Origin of the sequence: Pedobacter sp. JY14-1 (genome assembly GCF_029269825.1) — a bacterium.
Classification (GTDB): domain Bacteria; phylum Bacteroidota; class Bacteroidia; order Sphingobacteriales; family Sphingobacteriaceae; genus Pedobacter.
Genome location: NZ_JARJHU010000009.1, coordinates 155,740 through 175,161, shown reverse-complemented (window position 1 = coordinate 175,161; position 19,422 = coordinate 155,740). Strand labels below are relative to the sequence as shown.

The 19,422-nt window shown below is 51.8% G+C and carries 12 protein-coding genes; 7 read left to right on the top strand and 5 right to left on the bottom strand.

Annotation, left to right across the window (positions count from 1 at the left end; translation table 11 throughout):
* Positions 1-72: 72 nt before the first annotated feature.
* Positions 73-393, top strand: a complete 321-nt coding sequence (locus P2W84_RS17825) for a hypothetical protein (protein ID WP_276091522.1) — start codon at positions 73-75, stop codon at positions 391-393.
* 81 nt (positions 394-474) lie between these two features.
* Here the strand turns inward: P2W84_RS17825 and P2W84_RS17820 are convergent, their stop codons facing one another.
* A complete protein-coding gene (locus tag P2W84_RS17820; RefSeq protein ID WP_276091521.1) occupies positions 475-2,826 on the bottom strand; it encodes a GH92 family glycosyl hydrolase in 2,352 nt (783 codons plus the stop codon).
* 345 nt (positions 2,827-3,171) lie between these two features.
* Between P2W84_RS17820 and mnmA the strand changes: the two genes are divergently transcribed.
* Positions 3,172-4,263, top strand: coding sequence for a tRNA 2-thiouridine(34) synthase MnmA (gene mnmA, locus P2W84_RS17815; protein ID WP_276091520.1), 1,092 nt, complete (start codon positions 3,172-3,174; stop codon positions 4,261-4,263).
* On the opposite strand, the gene P2W84_RS17810 is transcribed toward mnmA, so the two are convergent.
* Genes P2W84_RS17810 through P2W84_RS17800 form a run of 3 tightly spaced genes read right to left on the bottom strand, consistent with a single transcriptional unit; the run spans position 4,264 to position 6,552 of the window.
* Complete coding sequence (locus P2W84_RS17810) at positions 4,264-5,220, bottom strand: metallophosphatase (RefSeq protein ID WP_276091519.1); 957 nt, start codon at positions 5,218-5,220, stop codon at positions 4,264-4,266.
* Positions 5,221-5,230: 10 nt separating this feature from the next.
* Positions 5,231-6,010 (bottom strand): 5'-nucleotidase, encoded by a 780-nt coding sequence (locus tag P2W84_RS17805; protein WP_276091518.1) that lies wholly within the window; start codon positions 6,008-6,010, stop codon positions 5,231-5,233.
* A gap of 29 nt (positions 6,011-6,039) precedes the next feature.
* Positions 6,040-6,552, bottom strand: coding sequence for a glutathione peroxidase (locus P2W84_RS17800; protein ID WP_276091517.1), 513 nt, complete (start codon positions 6,550-6,552; stop codon positions 6,040-6,042).
* 276 nt (positions 6,553-6,828) lie between these two features.
* On the opposite strand from P2W84_RS17800, the gene P2W84_RS17795 reads away from it, so the two are divergent.
* The 5 genes from P2W84_RS17795 (at position 6,829) to pbpC (ending at position 18,700) form a co-directional block, all read left to right on the top strand.
* Positions 6,829-7,470 carry a DUF6266 family protein gene (locus P2W84_RS17795; RefSeq protein ID WP_276091516.1) on the top strand — a complete coding sequence of 214 codons (642 nt, stop codon included), beginning with the start codon at positions 6,829-6,831 and terminating at the stop codon, positions 7,468-7,470.
* Between the two features lie 184 nt (positions 7,471-7,654).
* A complete protein-coding gene (gene topA / locus P2W84_RS17790; protein WP_276091515.1) occupies positions 7,655-10,237 on the top strand; it encodes a type I DNA topoisomerase in 2,583 nt (860 codons plus the stop codon).
* Positions 10,238-10,642, top strand: a complete 405-nt coding sequence (locus tag P2W84_RS17785; RefSeq protein ID WP_276091514.1) for a hypothetical protein — start codon at positions 10,238-10,240, stop codon at positions 10,640-10,642.
* A gap of 91 nt (positions 10,643-10,733) precedes the next feature.
* The gene (locus P2W84_RS17780) at positions 10,734-16,301 is read left to right on the top strand and encodes an MG2 domain-containing protein (protein ID WP_276091513.1); all 5,568 of its coding nucleotides are present in this window, start codon (positions 10,734-10,736) and stop codon (positions 16,299-16,301) included.
* Positions 16,302-16,327: 26 nt separating this feature from the next.
* On the top strand, positions 16,328-18,700 hold the full coding sequence (pbpC, locus tag P2W84_RS17775; RefSeq protein ID WP_276091512.1) for a penicillin-binding protein 1C: 2,373 nt from the start codon (positions 16,328-16,330) through the stop codon (positions 18,698-18,700).
* On the opposite strand, the gene P2W84_RS17770 is transcribed toward pbpC, so the two are convergent.
* The gene (locus tag P2W84_RS17770) at positions 18,701-19,381 is read right to left on the bottom strand and encodes a lysoplasmalogenase (protein ID WP_276091511.1); all 681 of its coding nucleotides are present in this window, start codon (positions 19,379-19,381) and stop codon (positions 18,701-18,703) included. It lies immediately after the preceding gene.
* Positions 19,382-19,422: the final 41 nt, after the last annotated feature.

Genomic DNA, 19,422 nt, shown 5'->3' with positions numbered 1-19,422 from the left:
AACAAAACCGGTCTTATCCGTGTTCAGTAATCAGAGACATTTGATGATTTGTACGAATTAAACAGCACCACTATGTTTACAAAACTAAAAGACAAAGCCGCGCTGGCAATAGGAAGCTCCCTGCTTACCAAATACGACACCGAAGAACTCAATGCCGGAAAAAGGCTCATCTCTATCATTGCAGGGGCCTATATCCTCCAAAAAGGTATCAGGGCCATCCTCAAACGTCCGATGACTGGTTTTGAAGAGATCGCCCTTGGTACCATCCTGCTCTACAGCGCCGCCAGCGGCCTCGATAAAAAAATTACCAGGAGACCTGAAAAGCCATCCGATTTTCACAGCAACCAGATCCAGGGCAATGACCCGCGTGCGGAAGTGCCTGCATTTGTCTGAGCAATATCCGGTAACCCAGACCATGACTATCAAAAAGGCCCGGCATATTGCCGGGCCTTTCCTGTTCAAGTCTTATCCGTATTATTTCTTTGGCTTTGCGCTCATATAGAATGTCAGTTTACCGCCATTCATAATGTCAGCATGCCTGATCTCCTGACCTTCCAGCGGTTTCCCGTTCAGCAGCACTTTAGCCACATACACGTTCCTGTCGCCCTGGTTCACTGTTTCTATGGTAAAAGTCTTGCCGTTTTCCAGTGTCAGCACTGCCGACTTCACCGCAGGACTGCCCAGCGAATAAACATCCGATCCCGGCGCCACCGGGTAAAAACCCAGGGAACTGAACATATACCATGCGCTCATTTGTCCGCAATCGTCATTACCCCCCAGCCCGTCAGGTGCAGGTTTATACTGCATTTTCAGGATCATACGCACACGTGACTGGGTTTTCCAGGGCTCGCCTACCCAGTTGTACAGATAAGCCACATGATGTGCAGGTTCGTTCCCGTGCACATAGCCGCCGATAATGCCTTCCCTGGTAATGTCCTCTGTCTCTGCAAAAAACTCGTCCGGCAGGTGCATGTTAAACAGGGAATCCAGCCGCTGCGATACCCTTTTTGCACCGCCCATCTTCGCGATCAGCGCGTTAGGATCCTGCGGCACAAAGAAGCTGTAGTTCCAGGTATTGCCCTCTATAAAACCCTGCCCATGTGTACTCAAGGCATCAAAATCCTTTTTAAAGGAACCGTCCGCCAGTTTAGGACGCATAAAGCCGATCGAGGCATCAAAATTATTCACCCAGTTGCCCGAACGCTTAATGAAGGTATCGTAAACATCCTGCCTGCCCAGCTTCCTGGCCAGCTGCGCGATGCACCAGTCATCATAGGCGTATTCCAGCGTATTTGATACTGAAGTGCCGCTCTTCTCCGCAGGAATAAAACCCTTATCTATATAATCACCGATGCCCTCATAATCCCTGTGGTTTGCCGTAGCGATACAGGCGTCCAGTGCCTTGTTCGCATCGCCGGTATATACACCTTTAATGATCGCGTCTGCCAGTACAGAAACACTGTGGTAACCACTCATGCACCAGTTGTCATTTGCATAATGCGACCAGATCGGCAACATTTTCAGGGCACTCTGGTCATAATGCGCCATCATAGATTTCACAATGTCATTGTTCCTGGAAGGCTGCATGATGTTGAAGAAAGGATGCAGCGCGCGGTAAGTATCCCAGAGCGAAAACGTCGTATAGTTGACAAAGCCATCCGCCTGATGTACGCCCTGGTCAAGCCCCTTATATTCCCCGTTCCGGTCAGCATAGACAGTAGGATTGATAAAGGCATGATACATCGCTGTATAAAAATTCACCTTGTCCGGTTCCGACGCATCGATCTTTATCTTTTCCAGTTCCCCGTTCCATTTTGCCTGCGCCTGCGCCTTTACCTGGTCAAAGTTCCAGCCATTGGTTTCTGCACGCAGGTTCTGCAGCGCATTCTCCTGGCTCACCGGGGAGATCGCCATCTTCACACCGATCTTTTCCTGCTCCTCAGTGTCAAAATCAAAATACATCCTGATCTTCTTTCCGGCGATCTCAGGGAAGTTCTTTGTCTGGTCAAACTTTCTCCAGAAGCCCCGGTAAGGCTGTACCCCATCGTAATTTTGCTGTCCGTAACCTTTAAAAGCCTTAGAGAACGACATGGCAAAATAGACCGTACGTGTCCTTGCCCAGCCATTGGTCTGCCGGTAGCCCGTCAGCAGCGTATCGTTCACTACGCGTACATAAGTCCAGACCGTTTTGCCATCATAATTATAAATGCCCGACATCAGGTCCAGGATAATGTGTGACTGATCAGATTTCGGAAAAGTATAACGGTGCACGCCCACCCTGTCTGTCGCAGTCAGTTCTGCGGTAATATTGTCATCATCCAGTTTTACCTTATAGTAACCCGCCTCCACCAGTTCATTCGCGTGTGAAAAAGCCGACCGGAAACCCGACCTCGGGTTGTCCGCCGTTCCGGGGTTCAGCTGCAGTTTTCCCTGTGTCGGCATCACCAGGAAATCTCCGAGGTCAGAATGCCCTGTCCCGCTGAAATGCGTATGGCTGAAACCTACGATGGTCTTGTCCTCATATTTATAGCCGGCGCAATATTTATATACATCCCCATTGTATTTTCCACCGACTTCATAGGGAATCGTATCTGTATCCGGGCTCAGCTGTACAGCCCCAAACGGCACTGTAGCGCCCGGGAAAGTATGTCCCATTTTCTCCGTACCAATGATCGGCTTCACATACTTTGCCAGTCCGGGTGCAGCACCTGCACGACCGACAGCGGCGTGGATATCTGCACCATCGTTTTTGTTCCCGGCTTTTTTCTGGGCAAAGACAATCCCCGGCCCCATGACCAGGCCGTATAACAGTATTTTTTTCATCATTTTCTCCGTAAAGACAAGTTGTTCAGAATTAGTTAGTTTAATGTTCGGTTTTATCCTGATACCTCATCGCTTCATCAGCTGGCACCATGCCGCTAAATGTAGGAAAAATAAGCTTAAAACAACAGCATTACCCGATTGAAAAACTGCATTCCCGATGTTGCTAATACGTTTGATCTATACCAGGCAAGCAGAGTTCGACCGTACAGGTCCAGGTACCGCCAGATAAGTATTACAAGCCCCTGACCCCTTCTTTCCGGACATCCCGCTAAAAAACGTACCTTTGCAGTAAAATTTTCATTAAAAAGATTAATCGCCGGGCCTTGAACCCGCGGCAGCATTAACAACATGAGTAAACACGGAAGAATTCTGGTCGCCATGAGCGGCGGCGTAGACAGTTCGGTAGCATCGGTCATGCTCCACGAACAAGGTTATGAAGTAATCGGTCTCACCATGAAGACCTGGGACTATTCTACCTCCGGCAGCAACAGCAAAGAGACCGGCTGCTGCAGCCTGGACAGCATCAACGATGCACGTGCCCTGGCCGTAGGTTATGGCTTTCCCCATTATATTCTGGACATCCGCGACGAGTTCGGCGATTTCGTGATCGACAACTTCGTGGACGAATACCTCGCGGGACGTACACCCAATCCCTGTGTGCTCTGCAATACCCACATCAAATGGGAAGCCTTGCTCAAAAGAGCCAACAAACTTGACTGCGAGTTCATTGCCACGGGACATTATGCCAATATCCGCCTCCAGGACAATGGCCGCTATGTCATTTCCAAAGGCAAGGACGAAAACAAAGACCAGAGCTATGTACTCTGGGGTGTTTCCCAGGAAAACCTGGCCCGTACTCAATTTCCCTTAGGCTCCTTCACCAAGGCCGAGATCAGGCAGATGGCCCTCGATATGGGCCAGGAAGAACTCGCCAGGAAAAGCGAGAGCTACGAGATCTGTTTCGTACCCGACAACGATTACCGTGCTTTCCTGCGGCATAAGGTCGAAGACCTCGATGAGCGCATTGGCCCCGGAAACTTTATCCTGAGCAACGGTATGGTCGTCGGCCAGCACAACGGCTATCCTTATTATACCATCGGCCAGCGCCGCGGGCTGGGCATCGCTTTAGGCGAGCCCATGTTCGTGACCCGCATCCTGCCCGAAAGCAATACCGTCGTGCTCGGCCGGGCCGATGAACTGGAAAGCAGCGAAGCCATGGTCCGCAACCTCAACCTGGTCAAATATGAAAGCATCCATGAACCGATGGATAATGTCGTTACCAAGATCAGGTACAAAGACGCAGGCACTCTGAGTACCATTGTACAGGAAAAAGACCAAATGCGGATCGTATTTGACCACAGTGTTTCGGCGATTGCGCCGGGACAGTCTGCCGTTTTCTACGAAGGCAGCGACCTCCTTGGCGGCGGTTTCCTGTGTTAGCTATCCGTTAGTGATTAAATAAGGCGCAGCAAACTTCACGTGGCTGCGCCTTTTCTTTTCAAAGTAATAATCGATCCGGCCCAGGTTGATCCCTGCAAATCCTGCCTGATTGATCGTCGTCACACCCCCAGCCAGGTTTTTTACATCCTCCGGCACCTCCATAAACGTATGCGTATGCCCGCCGATGATCAGATCGATATTGCGGTTACCTGCGGCCAGCACCTGGTCGGAAACCTTCTTATTCTCATAGCTGTAGCCGAGGTGTGACAGGCACACTACCAGGTCGCAGTCCAGTTCGTTTCTCAGCAGATCTGCTGTTTTATTGGCGGTTTTCAACGGGTCGAGATATTGCGTAGCCCCGAAATTGACATCCGCAACGAGGCCCTTCAGCTCAATACCAATTCCGAACACCCCGATCCTCATCCCACCTTTCCTGAACACCTGGTATGGCAAGGTTGCGCCCTTCATTAAGGTGTCTGAAAAGTCATAGTTGGTACACAGGATGGGAAACCCCGCGTGCGGCAGCTGCTTGTGAAAACCCTCAAGGCCATTGTCAAAATCATGGTTGCCCATTGTCGCTGCATCATAGCCCATGGCCGTCATCAGCTTCATTTCCACTTCGCCTCCGTACAGGTTAAAATATGGCGTGCCCTGGAAGATATCCCCTGCATCCAGCAACAGTACATGCTGCTCTTCCGCTCGGATCCTGCCGATCAGCGCCGCCCTGCGCGCCGCCCCACCCAGTCCCTGGTATTTTGAACCGTCCATTGGAAAGGGCTCCACCCTGCTGTGCGTGTCGTTCGTATGCAAAATGGTCAGTTTCACCAGCCCGCCGTCTTTCAGCGCTGCCCTGGCGTCAAAGCCCGTTGCACCGGATATGCCGAAACCCAGGGCTGCGCCTGTGGCCTGCCGGATGAAATTTCTCCTGCTCTCCTTAAACTTGTGGCACTTATCCATATTTGTACTGCTATAATTTCACAATCCTGCCATCAAGTGATGAACTTAACAATTTTCCCTGTGCCTCCATTTCCCTCACATAGCCCATCAAGGCGTCACGTATCTTTAAACCCAGAGATTTACGATCTTTAATGTCCTTAAAAACAGGAACTTTATCCCCTCCACCTCCAATATAATCTGAAGTAAGCACGCGGTAGGTCTTTGCAGGATCTATCTCCTGTCCGTTCACCTTTGCCGTGATCAGTTTCCTGTCCTTTATTTTCAGCTGCAACCCCGTAACGGGCTGACCATTCGTAGCGGCTACAAAATCCAGCAGCTCCCTCACCTGCTGTCCACTCAGCTGATAGACCACGACCTCATTCTCAAAAGGCATCAGCTCAAAAATATTCGATACGGTCACATTACCTTCCGGCAGATCAACCCTCAGGCCACCCTTGGTTGAAGGAATACCGAAATCAATCGATGGATCAACCTTCTTTGCCTCGAGCATCACCGCATCCGCAAAGAAATTGCTCAACAAGCTTTCCGGCAAAGTATCGCTGCTCTTCTTAGACATCAATATTGCCGAATGGCCGATCACCTGGCTCATCTCCGCTTCCATCTTCGCCTTATACGGCAGGTATGCCTTGATGACAGTACTGTCTGCGCCGGTTTTCTGATCTATGACATATTCCTTCCGGTTGCTTTTGCTGAGCTGATAACCTGTCGAACAACCCAGGGAGGTCATCAGCAACAACCCGGCCGGCAACCAGTTTATAAACCATATGCGTTTGTAAAAAAACATCATCATAAAAAAAGGAGGCTGAGCCTCCCTTCCCGTTAAAGATTCTTAACAATGCTTTCGTCAAGCGGTTTTACTGCTGAACGGTACCTGTGTTCCAGCTGACCCTTTTCATTGATCAGGAATTTTTCGAAGTTCCACTGGATATCACCGGTGAAGTCAGGGTTTTCGGCCGAAGTAAGGAACTTAAATAATGGAGTTATATCCGCTCCCTTGACACTGCTCTTCTCTGCCATCAGAAAAGTCACGTTGTACTTGCCGGTGCAGAATTCCTTGATCTCGCTGTTGGTCGCCAGTTCCTGCCCGCCGAAATTTCCGGCAGGAAAACCGATCAGCACTACTTCCTTGCCATATTTCTTATGCAGTTTTTCAAGCTCTTCGTATTGTGGCGTAAATCCACATTTTGAAGCGGTATTGACGATCAGTATTTTCTTGCCCTTGAACTTAGAGAGTTTGATTTGTTTGCCATCAATGGTTTTGAAGGAAAAATCATAAACGCTTTTTGCCGGCGGTGTAAAGAACAGGCTCAGCAGGATAAGTAGTGTAGTCATGGTTTTATATTTATTATTCTTTACGAAGTTACGTACAATTTGGTTGTCTTAATGCAATATTTACAGGAGACTTCGGTCTGGTCTATCACCCGTTTTTGGACTGGTATCCGACTGGTATTGGTCTGGTATCGGACTGGTCACCATCTGGTCAGACCAGTATAAAAGCAGTTTAAAGGCGGTTTTGATACAGGGAGAGATCAGCTTCAATACCGGTCGTAGCCTGGTGGTAAATGGAATAATTAGCTTACCTTTGGCGCTCATCTAAAAACAATACCTATGGGAAAATTCAGTTTCGGACCTTATGGGTCCTTCTCCGGTAAGCTCGGAAATATTGTGAGCTACCTTTGGCGGGGCATCAATGTCAACCGCATCAGGCCCAGAAAAAGCAGTAAAAAGGCGACGGAGCCGCAGCTGGCTTCGCGGAAAAAGTTCAGCATGGCGCAGAAATTTGTGGCACCCCTGAAAGATTATGTAAGCGTAGCCTTCCATCCGGAAACCAGGGGGCAGGCCCGCATCCCGCAGAATGCGGCCAGCAAGTTGTTTCGCCAACATGCCATTTATGGTGAATATCCTGATTTCCAGGTAGACTGGAGCAAAGTCATGATGAGCAAGGGCAGACTGTCGGTGCCGGCGGATACTTCAGTATCCTTGCAGGGAAACGTCCTGACCTTCAACTGGAAAAGTGATCTGGGCAACCGCAGGCAATCGAAGACAGACCAGGTCATGATGGTGGCTTACTTTCCGGACACGTTAAGCGCGGAGTTCGACGTATGTGGGGCCATGAGGTATACAGGTACCGATACCCTGGAGATCTGGCCACAGGACAAGGACAGGGTCGCCGAAACCTACCTGGCCTTTATCAGTTATGACCGCCAGGAAGTTTCCGACAGCGTCTACTGTGGACAGGTCGTGTTATAGCAACGTATCATTGCAAGGGTACCGGTTATAAAATCCGTTTTTGCTATTCCTGGCTAAAGGCGTAAAGTTAAAGGGATTAGCTGAATGTAAAGCGGGCCGGCTTCATCGACTTTGACATAAAATGAAGGGTGGATTTTGATATTAGTGTCAATAATAGCTTTATTTGCAGAAAAACAAGACTTGAATGCCGAAGAACTTACTCATTGTCGAATCTCCCGCTAAAGCAAAAACCATCGAAGGATACCTGGGTAAGGATTTCCTGGTCAAGTCCAGTTACGGACACATCCGTGACCTGGTTAAGGGCGATATGGGAATAGATATCGGTAATAACTTTGCGCAGACCTATGAGGTGCCCGCCGATAAGAAACAGGTGGTGGCCGAACTGAAGAAACTGGCGAAGGACGCGGAGATGGTCTGGCTCGCATCCGATGAGGACCGCGAAGGAGAAGCCATTTCCTGGCACCTGTATGAGACGCTGGGGCTGAAGGAAAACAAGACCAGAAGGATCGTTTTCCATGAGATCACGAAACCGGCCATTCTTAAGGCAATTGAGACACCGCGGGGTATCGACTATAACCTGGTCTATGCGCAGCAGGCGCGCCGGGTACTGGACCGGCTGGTTGGTTTTGAACTTTCGCCCGTGCTGTGGAAGAAGGTGAAACCTTCCCTTTCTGCGGGCCGGGTACAATCGGTGGCGGTCAGGCTCATTGTAGACCGGGAACGTGAAGTGAACGGCTTCAATACCACCGCGGCATTCAAGATCACTGCGGTATTTTCTACGGGAAAGGGCCGTGAGCTGGTGCGTGCGGAACTCCCTCAGCGTTTTGAAAAAGAAGCAGACGCCGAGACTTTTCTGAAAGATTGCAGCAGCGCTGCCTTTTCGGTGGCTGCTCTGGAAACCAAACCTGCGAAACGTAACCCTGCAGCGCCTTTTACTACTTCCACCTTGCAGCAGGAGGCTTCCCGCAAGCTGGGTTATTCGGTGTCGAGAACGATGCAGATCGCGCAGCGCTTATATGAAAGCGGAAAGATCACGTATATGAGAACCGATTCGGTGAACTTGTCGGAGACGGCCCTTCAGGGTGCGGCGGCGGAGATCCGTTCTTCCTATGGCGAGAAATACCACCAGAGAAGGGTATACAAAACCAAATCTGCAGGCGCGCAGGAAGCGCACGAGGCGATCAGGCCGACTTATTTCAACCAGCATTCGGTGACCGGTGACAGCTCCGAGCAAAGGCTTTATGACCTGATCTGGAAGCGGGCCATTGCATCGCAGATGAGCGAGGCACTGTTTGAGAAGACGACCGCCCAGATCTCGGCCAGCACACGCAGCGAGCGGCTGGTGGCCGAAGGTGAGGTATTGAAGTTTGACGGTTTTCTCAAGGTCTACCTGGAGTCTTCCGACGAAGAAGATACGGACGATCCGGAAAACAACAACATGCTGCCGCCGCTGGAACGCGGCCAGGCCCTGCAGCTCAATGAAATGAATGCTACGGAACGCTTTTCAAGGCCTCCGGCAAGATATACCGAGGCCAGCCTCGTTAAAAAACTCGAAGAACTGGGCATCGGCCGTCCTTCTACCTATGCACCGACCATCTCGACCATCCAGAATCGCGGTTACGTGGTTAAGGAAGACCGCGATGGCCGCCAGCGTTCCTATACCTGTTATGCGCTCAAGAACGGCGAGGTGAAGAAACAGGTAAAATCGGAAGTGACGGGCGCGGAAAAGGGCAAGCTCTTCCCTACCGATATCGGTGAGGTGGTCAATGATTTCCTGGTAGAACACTTTAAAGGAATTGTGGACTTCAACTTCACGGCCAACGTAGAGAAGGAATTTGATGAGATCGCTCAGGGGCTCCAGGAATGGACCAAGATGCTCCATTCTTTTTACAAGCCTTTCCATGTGGAGGTAGAGACGACACTGGAAACTGCAGACCGTGCCAACGGAGAAAGATTGCTGGGAACAGATCCGGTATCGGGTAAGAACGTTTATGTGAAGATTGGCCGTTTCGGGCCGCTGGTACAGATCGGCAATAATGATGACGAGGAAAAGCCGAAATACGCGAGCCTGACCAAGTCGCAGACAGTTGCCGGGATCACCCTGGAGCAGGCACTGGAGCTGTTTAAGCTGCCTTTCACGCTGGAGGACTACCAGGGCAGGGAGGTTTCGGTCGGGGTCGGTCGTTTCGGTCCTTATGTGAAATGGGGCGATGTGTATATCTCTGTACCCAAGAACGAAGATCCTTTGTCGGTAGACCAGGAACGCGCACAGCAGATCATTGATGAAAAGATCGCTGCCGATGCGCCTGTCGCCCATTATGAGGGACTGCCGGTCACCAAAGGTACCGGTCGTTTCGGTCCGTTCATTAAATGGAATGACCTGTTCATCAATGTGCCGAAGGCTTATAACTTCAATCAGCTCAGCGAGCGTGACGTCGAGGAACTGATCCTGAAAAAGCTCGACAAGGAGGCAAACCGCTTTATCCAGCAGTGGCCGGAAGAAAAGATTGCGATCGAAAACGGGCGCTGGGGTCCCTTCATCCGTTTTGGAAAGGAAATGCTGAAACTGAGGAAAAACCCGGCTACCAACGATAAGTATACGGGTGAGGAACTTGCGGCAATTTCGCTTGACGAGGTAAAAAAGCTCATCATAGAACAGGTGCCGGACGCTTTTACACCAAAGACAAAGAAGCCGGCAGCTAAGAAAACGGCTTCCGGTAAGGCAGGAACAGGGGTAAAAAAGACTGCGGCAAAAGCAAAGAAGTAAATGAAGAAGGACCTTCCTGAAAATATTGTAGAGGACATTGCCATTTGTGTGGCGCTGGAGGGTGAGACTCCCGAGAATAAGAACTGGACGGTCTACCTGGTCAACCTGAAACAGGTGACGCTGGATAATGTCATGGTCAGTTCCAAGGGCTACGGCGAGAAAGACGGTAAGCAGGTAAAGACCTCTGTCCTCAGGCATTTCATCGGTGAGGTGAAGCCGCGCAGCTATGCCGGTGTGGAGGCGATCGATACCCAGGTGTTTGGCCTGACCAATGAATACTGGCTCAGCTATTATATCGGGGGTACAATCTATGACAAGAAGTTTATCTTTCTGCCGGAAAGTATTGTCGATAATAACCTGATCCATATTCCGGTGCTCGACAAACCAGGTGTGATGATCTGCTGACCGCGCTGTTGATAACATTTTCCTGCTACTGAAGGAATTTATAAAGGATTGTCATTAATTTACGCTACTATCTTAATGAAAACAGCAAACTATGACATCCCCATCCTCTGGCAAAAAAGCACTTACCGGTATTGTCGCCGCTGTGCTGGTCCTGGCTGTGGCCTTTGGCGCTTTCTTCTTTTTCCGCAAGCACAGACAGCGGGAAGATCAGCAGAAATACAGTAAATACATTGAGGCCTTTACTTCGGGCACTGTCTCCAAAAAGAGCTTTATCCGTGTGCAGCTGGCCGGGCAGGTAAAGACCGTGAATGATATCGGCGTGGCTGACCAGCGGGACCTGTTCCACTTCTCTCCTTCAGTAAAAGGCAAAACCTTCTGGGTCGATGCGCACACCGTAGAATTCAGGCCGGATGCGCAGCTGGAACCTGGCGAAGCATATGAGGTAAGTTTTGACCTGGGCAAAGTGACCGAGACCGAGGAAGGACTGGAAGCATTTGATTTTGATTTCCGGGTCATCCGGCCTGGGCTGAGCCTCTCCCATCACGGACTGGTATCGCAGAACAATACCTCGATGGATTACATGAAGCTTTCCGGGGAGATCAGCACTTCCGATGAGGAAAGCCCTGAGGCAATTGAAAAGACACTGAAACTTGATTTTCCGCAGGACCTGAAACTACGCTGGCAGCACAGCCCGGCGACACATATCTCTGTATTTACCATCGACAGTATACGCAAGGGAAATAAGGCCGCCCAGCTGAAACTGAACTGGTCTGGAGATGCGATCGGTGCAGATGCGAAAGGCGAAAAGGAACTGGAAGTGCCCGCACTGGGTGTATTTAAGGTGCTTGACATCAGAGCGGTACAGGAACAGGACGATCATGCACTGGTGCAGTTTTCTGAACCGGTCGGCCTGACCCAGGATCTCTCGGGCCTGCTGTCCCTGGGAGGCATTACCGATCTGCGGTTTACCACAGAGGGCAGCCAGGTGAAAATTTATGCACCGGTAAAGCTCGAGGGAAATTATACGCTCACGGTGAATGCGGGTGTGGAGAACATGAATGGGCGAAAGATGGCTTCCGGGAAAACGGCCGGCATTACCTTCGAAAACAAACTGCCGTCTGTGACCATTTCCGGCAGCGGTACGATATTGCCCAACTCGGGCAGACTGGTGCTTCCCTTTGAGGCGGTGAACCTGAAAGCAGTGGATGTGACCGTGATAAGGATCTATGAAAACAATGTACGCCAGTTCTTTCAGGTGAACGGTTATAAGGATGGTTATGAACTAAGACGTGTGGCCAGACCGGTGGTGCAGAAGACCATCCGCCTGGACGAAGATAAGGCGCTGGACCTGCACCGGAAGAACCGCTTTACGCTGGACCTGGACAAACTGCTGAAATCAGAACCGGGGGCGATCTACAGGGTGACCATTGGTTTCCGGCGTGCTTATCATATGTTTCACTGCGGAGGGGACGCTTCGGGTGCTGTCGAAACCGGTGAGGAAAACCATGGCTATGGTGAGCAGATCGATGAAGACGACGATTTCTGGAACCGCTATGGCGGGTATTATCCGGATGATTACCGCTGGGAGGACCGGGACGATCCCTGTACTCCTTCCTATTACACCAGTGACAAATGGGCCAGCCGCAACCTGATGGCCTCTAACCTGGGGCTTGTCGCTAAACGCGGCAATGACAACAGCATGCTGGTTGTCACGACAGACCTGCTGACGGCTAAGCCGCTGGGCGGCGTGACCGTTGAGTTGCAGGATTATCAGGGACAAGTATTAGAAACGGTCAGGACAGATGCAGACGGCCTGGTCACCTTTGAATTGAAACGCAAGCCTTTCCTGCTGATCGCCAGGAACGGAGACGACCGGGGATATCTGAAACTGGACGATGGCAATTCGCTGCCGCTGAGCCGCTTTGATGTGGCAGGAGATGTAGTGCAAAATGGTCTTAAAGGCTTCATTTATGGTGAACGTGGGGTCTGGAGGCCAGGAGATTCACTGTATCTTTCCTTTATCCTGGAAGATAAGCTGAAGCAGCTGCCGGGAAATTACCCCGTTACCTTTGAGTTGTATAACCCGCAGGGGCAATTGATCAGACGGAGCATCAATGGCAAGCCGCTGAATGGCTTTTACGCGTTCCGAACGGCTACAGAGCGGACCTCTCCGACCGGCAACTGGCTGGCTAAGGTAAAGGCGGGCGGTGCAGTGTTCAGCAAGACGATTAAGATCGAAACAGTGATGCCCAACAGGCTGAAGATCAATTTTGATGTGGGCAGTGCCGGCTACCTGGGCACTGGTGGTGCTGGTTATGCTACCCTTTCGGCTGCCTGGCTGTTCGGTGCCCCGGGCAAGAACCTGAGGGCCAAGGTAGATGTAAACCTGAACCCGATGAAGACGACTTTTAAGGGTTTCAGCGACTATGTATTTGACAATCCCACAGTCTCCTTCCATGCGCAGCTCAGGACCATATTCGAAGGAAGTCTCAATGATGAGGGCAAGGCTAAAGTAAATACCTCGCTGGACGGCAATCAGTCTGCGCCCGGTATGCTTAAGGCTAATTTTACAACGAAGGTATTTGAGGCGGGCGGCAATTTCAGTATCGATAATTTCAGCATTCCTTATCATGTGTATCATGACTACTATGGCATCAGGACACCGGAAGGCGAAAAGCTGAGCGGAATGCTCGTGACCGGTAAGAACCACCAGGTAGACATCGTGAACGTGGACCGGAACGGCAGGCTGCTGGACGGCAATAAGGAAATAGCCATAGAACTTTATAAGGTACAATGGCGCTGGTGGTGGGAACAGGATGATGAATATACCTTCGCGAACTTCACCCAGAACTCGTATAACAAGCTGGTGAAAAAGGAACTGCTAAGGCTGGTTGGCGGCAGGGGAAAATGGACGCTGCGCATCGACGAACCGGAGTGGGGCCGTTACCTGGTGCTGGTACGCGACCTGAATGGCGGGCATGTGACCGGAAAGGCAGTTTATGTGGACTGGCCGGGATGGGCGCAGCGGGAACAGGCCAATAACCCGACGGAGGCTTCAATGCTGTCCTTTACCAGCAACAAACCAAAATACCATGTGGGCGAAGAAGTGGTGCTGACGATTCCTTCCGGTAAGGATGGCCGGGCGCTGATCTCTGTAGAGAACGGTAGCCGGGTGCTGAAAACTTTCTGGACCGGGACCCAGGCTGGACAGACGCAGTTCCGCTTTAAGGCAGAGAAGGAAATGGCACCCAATGTTTTTGTGAACGTGACGTTGCTGCAGCCGCATGCGCAGACAGTGAATGACCTGCCGATCCGGATGTACGGGGCCATTCCGTTACTGGTGGAAGATGCGCAGACCGTACTCAAACCAGTGATCAATATGGCAGATAAACTCAGACCGGAAACGGAAAACACGGTAACCGTGTCTGAACAGTCGGGAAGGGCGATGACCTATACCCTGGCAATGGTAGATGAAGGATTACTGGATCTTACCCGGTTTAAAACGCCTGATCCTCATTCAGTTTTCTATGCAAAGGAAGGACTTGGCGTGAAGACCTGGGACTTGTTTGATTATGTGCTTGGTGCATGGGGCGGCAACCTTGAGCGGATATTGAGCATCGGCGGTGACGGTTCGGTGAACCGCAACCTCAATCCGGCCAAGGCCAACCGTTTTGTACCGGTGGTGAAATATATGGGGCCTTTTACCTTGGGTAAGGGTGAAAGGAAAACACACCGTTTTAAGCTGCCGCAATATATAGGCGCAGTACGGGTGATGGTGGTGGCTGGCCAGGACGGCGCTTACGGGGCTACTGAAAAGTCGGTACAGGTGAAAAAGCCGCTGATGCTGCTGGCGACGTTGCCAAGGGTGATCGGGCCGGGCGAGACTTTTACCCTGCCGGCTACGGTGTTTGCGACGGAACCTAACCTGAAACAGGTGAGCCTGCAGTTGCAGGCGCAGGGACTGGAAGTAACGGGTGGTGCCGGCAGACAGCTCCGTTTCGGACAGCCGGGTGAACAGCAGGCTTATTTTGAACTGAGGGCTCCTGAACGTACGGGTGTGGCGAAGATCAGGCTGATGGCACAAAGTGGCGCTGAGAAGGCCGTGTATGATGTGGAACTGGATATCAGGAATCCCAATCCTTATATAACGAATGTGATGTCTTCCGTGATTCGGCCTGGTGACAGCTGGAGCACAGCTTATGCGCCCATCGGTATGGCTGGCAGCAATTCGGCTACGCTGGAGGTTTCGGCCATTCCGCCTGTAGACCTGAAGAAACGGTTGGGTTACCTGCTCCGGTACCCTCACGGTTGTGTGGAACAGACCACTTCTTCGGTATTTCCGCAACTGTTTCTGGGCAGCCTGACCGCACTTACAGAACAGCAGAAAGCAGAAACGGAAAGGAACATTAAGGCGGGCATCAACAGGTTACGTGGCTTCCAGACACCGGATGGCGGACTCTCCTATTGGCCCGGTGAGGGGGCTGCTGACGAATGGGGCAGCAATTATGCAGGTCATTTCCTCATTGAGGCGCAGCGGGCAGGTTACAGCCTGCCGGTAGGTATGGCCGAAGAACTGCTTCGTTACCTGAAGGCAAAGGCTTCGTCCTGGGTGCCGAACAGCAATAATTTTTATGGCGGAGATCTTTCGCAGGCCTACCGCCTGTATGTACTGGCACTGACCAAACGTCCGGATATGGCGGCCATGAACCGGCTAAGGGCTTTTGAGTATTTGTCGGTGGCAGCCAGGTGGCGTCTGGCAGCAGCTTATCAGCTGGCCGGGCAGAGCAGTGCCGCGGCAGGCCTGGTGAACGGTTTGCCGGTTGAAGTTAAGGCTTACCATCAGCTGGGCGGCACCTATGGCTCCGATTTCCGTGACCAGGCCATGATGCTGGAAACCATGACAATGATGAAGCGTACGGCTGCTGCTGCCCAGCTGCTGCAGACTGTTGCGTCCAGGCTGGGCCGGGATGAATGGTACAGTACGCAGGAAACGGCATATGCCCTGCTTGCGGTGGCGAAGTTCTGCGGACAAACACGCAATGGCCCTGCATTGAAATATGAATTCCTGGCAGACGGTAAAAAAGGAAAGGTGAATACTTCCCAGTATATCCAGAGCATGGCACTTGGCTTCAATGGAGGTATTTCTTTACGCAATACCAGCGAACGCGTATTGTTCGCAAGGCTGATCGTACAGGGGCAGCCATCTGCCGGCCAGAATGATTTCCTGCCTGCGAATACCGGCTTGCTGGAGATGAGTATTGTTTATAAGTTACTGAACGGCAAGCCAGTTGACCCCGTTCGGTTAAAGCAGGGCACGGACTTTTATGCAGAGGTAACGGTGAAGAACCCGGGCCGTGCCGGCAGTTACGAGCAGATGGCACTGACCCAGATCTTCCCTTCCGGATGGGAGATCATCAATACGCGGCTGAACGACAATGAAAGCATCCTGGCAGCCTCTCCCTATACCTACCGGGACATCAGGGACGACCGGGTATTTACTTATTTTAACCTGAGGGAACATGAGACGGTCGTTTATAAGGTATTGCTGAACGCTGCCTACCTCGGCAGGTATTATCTGTCGGCGGTACAGTGCGAGGCGATGTATAATAACAATATCAGTGCGACGGAAGGCGGAAAGTGGGTACAGGTGATCAGGTAAAGGAGCCGCTGTATGATCTGCAGCGGATGAAAAGATTGGTCATTTCAGATCTGTTCTGCCTGCTGCTGTTGCTTGTTTTCCTGCTGGCACTGCCCGGACGCCTGTTTGTGAGCCCTACTTCTTTTGTACTTGAGGCCAGTGACGGACAATTGCTGGGCGCGGCGATTGCAGCTGACGGACAGTGGCGGTTTCCCCCAAGTGGGAAGGTGCCTGATAAATTCGGGAAATGCATCATCGCCTTTGAGGACAAGCGATTTTATCACCATCCGGGTATTGACCTGCTGGCCATGGGCCGGGCGATGCGGCAGAACTGGCGGGCGGGCAGTGTGGTCAGTGGAGGCAGTACGCTGAGCATGCAGGTGATCCGGCTGTCGCGCAGAAAGGGCCGTACCCTTTGGCAGAAACTGACGGAAGTGCTGCTGGCGCTTAGGCTGGAGGCCGGGCACACGAAGGCGGAGATTTTACAGCTGTATGCCGCAAATGCCCCTTTTGGCAGCAATGTTGTCGGACTTGATGCAGCTGCCTGGCGTTATTACGGCAGGTCACCGGAAAGTTTGTCCTGGGGAGAAATGGCAACATTGGCGGTCTTGCCGAACAGTCCTTCGCTGGTGCATCCGGGGAAAAATTCTCCGCAGCTGGTTCGCAAACGAAATGACCTGCTGGATAAAATGGCTGCGCTGGGTATGATTGACAGGGAGACAGCCAGCTTATCGAAGCTGGAACCCTTACCGGGCAAGCCACTGGAGCTGCCCCGGCATGCCCCTCACCTGCTGAACCGTTTCCGTTCGGAATACCTTCATTCGGAAAGGAACGGCAATGCGGCGACGACCAGGTTGAGGACAAGTGTTGATTATACCCTGCAACTGAGGGTCAATGCGCTGCTGAGCCGTTACCACAACCGTTACCGCGCCAATGACATCAATAACATCGCAGCACTGGTGCTGGATGTACAGCAAGGATCGGTAAAGGCCTATGCAGGCAATATCTTTCATCCGGAGAACCGGGAACTGGAGAGTCATGTCGATATGATCAGGGCACCAAGGAGCCCAGGAAGTACCCTGAAACCCTTACTGTATGCAAGCATGCTCAACGATGGATTTATCATGCCCAGGACGCTGATCGCCGATGTGCCTACTCAGATCGGGGGTTATTCGCCGCAGAACTATGATCTCGGTTATGACGGGGCGATCCCTGCTGACCAGGCGCTGAGCCGCTCGCTCAATATACCGGCGGTGAAAATGTTGCAGCAGTACCGCTATCCCCGGTTTTATGAGAAGCTGAAACAATTGGGTTTCAGTACATTGAATCGTCCTGCTGACCATTATGGCCTCTCGCTGGTTTTAGGTGGCTGTGAGGTGACCATGTGGGACCTTGCCTCGGCCTACATGGGGCTGGCCAGGTCACTGAACCATTTCAATCATTACGGTGGCCGTTATAACCCGCATGATTATGCGCATCCGGATTACCGGGATAAGCACCGGGATACCCGGTTTGACCGCTTCGAGACTACTCCTGATGCCCGGTTGGACCATGGATCCGTCTGGAATATGTTCAATGCAATGGAAGAGGTGATGCGGCCCGGCGAGGAAGGATTGTGGGAACAGTTTTCATCTTCTGAGCGCCTGGCCTGGAAAACAGGCACAAGCTTTGGCTTCCGTGATGCCTGGGCAGTGGGTGTGACGCCAAAGTATGTGGTCTGTATTTGGGTAGGGAACGCCGATGGTGAAGGAAGGCCCGGGCTTACCGGCATCGATGCGGCAGCGCCGGTATTGTTTGATGTGTTCAGGTTGCTGCCCTCAGGGAAATGGTTCGTGACCCCAAAACATCAGCTGAAAACCATGGAGGTATGCCGGCAGAGTGGTTATAAGGCTGGCGAGTATTGTGAGGACCGGGTACGCCAGCTGGTGCCGCCAAACGCAGACCGGACGGGCCTTTGCCCCTATCATAAACTGGTTTTCCTGGATTCGGAGGGTATGTTCAGGGTGACGGACCAATGTGAACAGCCTTCCCGGATGCAGCGCAGAGCCTGGTTTGTACTGCCGCCGGCAATGGAATACTATTACCGTATCCGGAACAGTAATTACCGGCCCCTGCCCGATTTCAAACCGGGTTGTGGGGACCCGGGCAATGGCGGTGTCATGGAAATGATCTATCCAAGAAACGGGGCAAAGGTGTACATTCCGCTGGAACTGGACGGAAGCCGGGGTAAAGTGGTGTTCAATGCCAGTCACAGAAAGGCAGGTATACGGGTATTCTGGCATATAGACGATGCTTATGTGGGCTCAACACAATACGAACATCAGATGGCATTGAGTCCGGCTCCCGGCAGGCACACGATGACCCTGGTAGACGAGGATGGCGAAAGGCTGGTGCAGGTATTTACAGTGCTGGACAGGTAATCAGGGCTTATTCAGTAATTTTCGCGTGATGGCACCCATGGTAATCAGGTATTGCGCAGCGATATAATTGCCTGTAATGAACAGTCCCGCTTCAGGGAAGGGATCGCTGAATTGATGAACAGCCAGTAAGGCAGCAGCAACAGCAAAGCAGCTCGCTCCCGCCAGGACAAAACCTAAGCTTTTGCGGTTGACACGCTGATTGCGAAATGCAGCCATCATGACCATCATGGTCATAACGAGACTATACCCAAGTACGGGCAGGCGCATGGCACCCAAGTGCGGCCTGAGGTAGAAATAGAAACCGGTGCATAACACCCCGCAGATCAGGATCGCTATCCTTGCTCCTCTTTTGTCGAGCTCAGGTGCAGATTTAAAATCCAGGTAAAACGCACTGATGTAGCACAGGTGACAGATCAGAAAAGCGGAAAAGCCATAAACCAATGACGTATTGCCGGGTTGCAGCAGGAAAATATCACCGGCCAGGGCAAATAACAGCCCGGCGAAGATGCGTTTGTGGAATTTGCCGCTAAGCCTGGTGCTGAAATACAATACCAGAAGCAGCAGAATGGGAACCAGCGGCCTGGTCGTCTGCTTCAACCGGATGAGTTGCTGGTATTCGGCCAGCAGCTGCAGGAAAAATACCGAGGCGTACAGGAACTGGAACTTAAGGTGTCGCTTCATGCCTGACAAGTTTCAAGGTGCCAATATAACCCTTTTCGCCA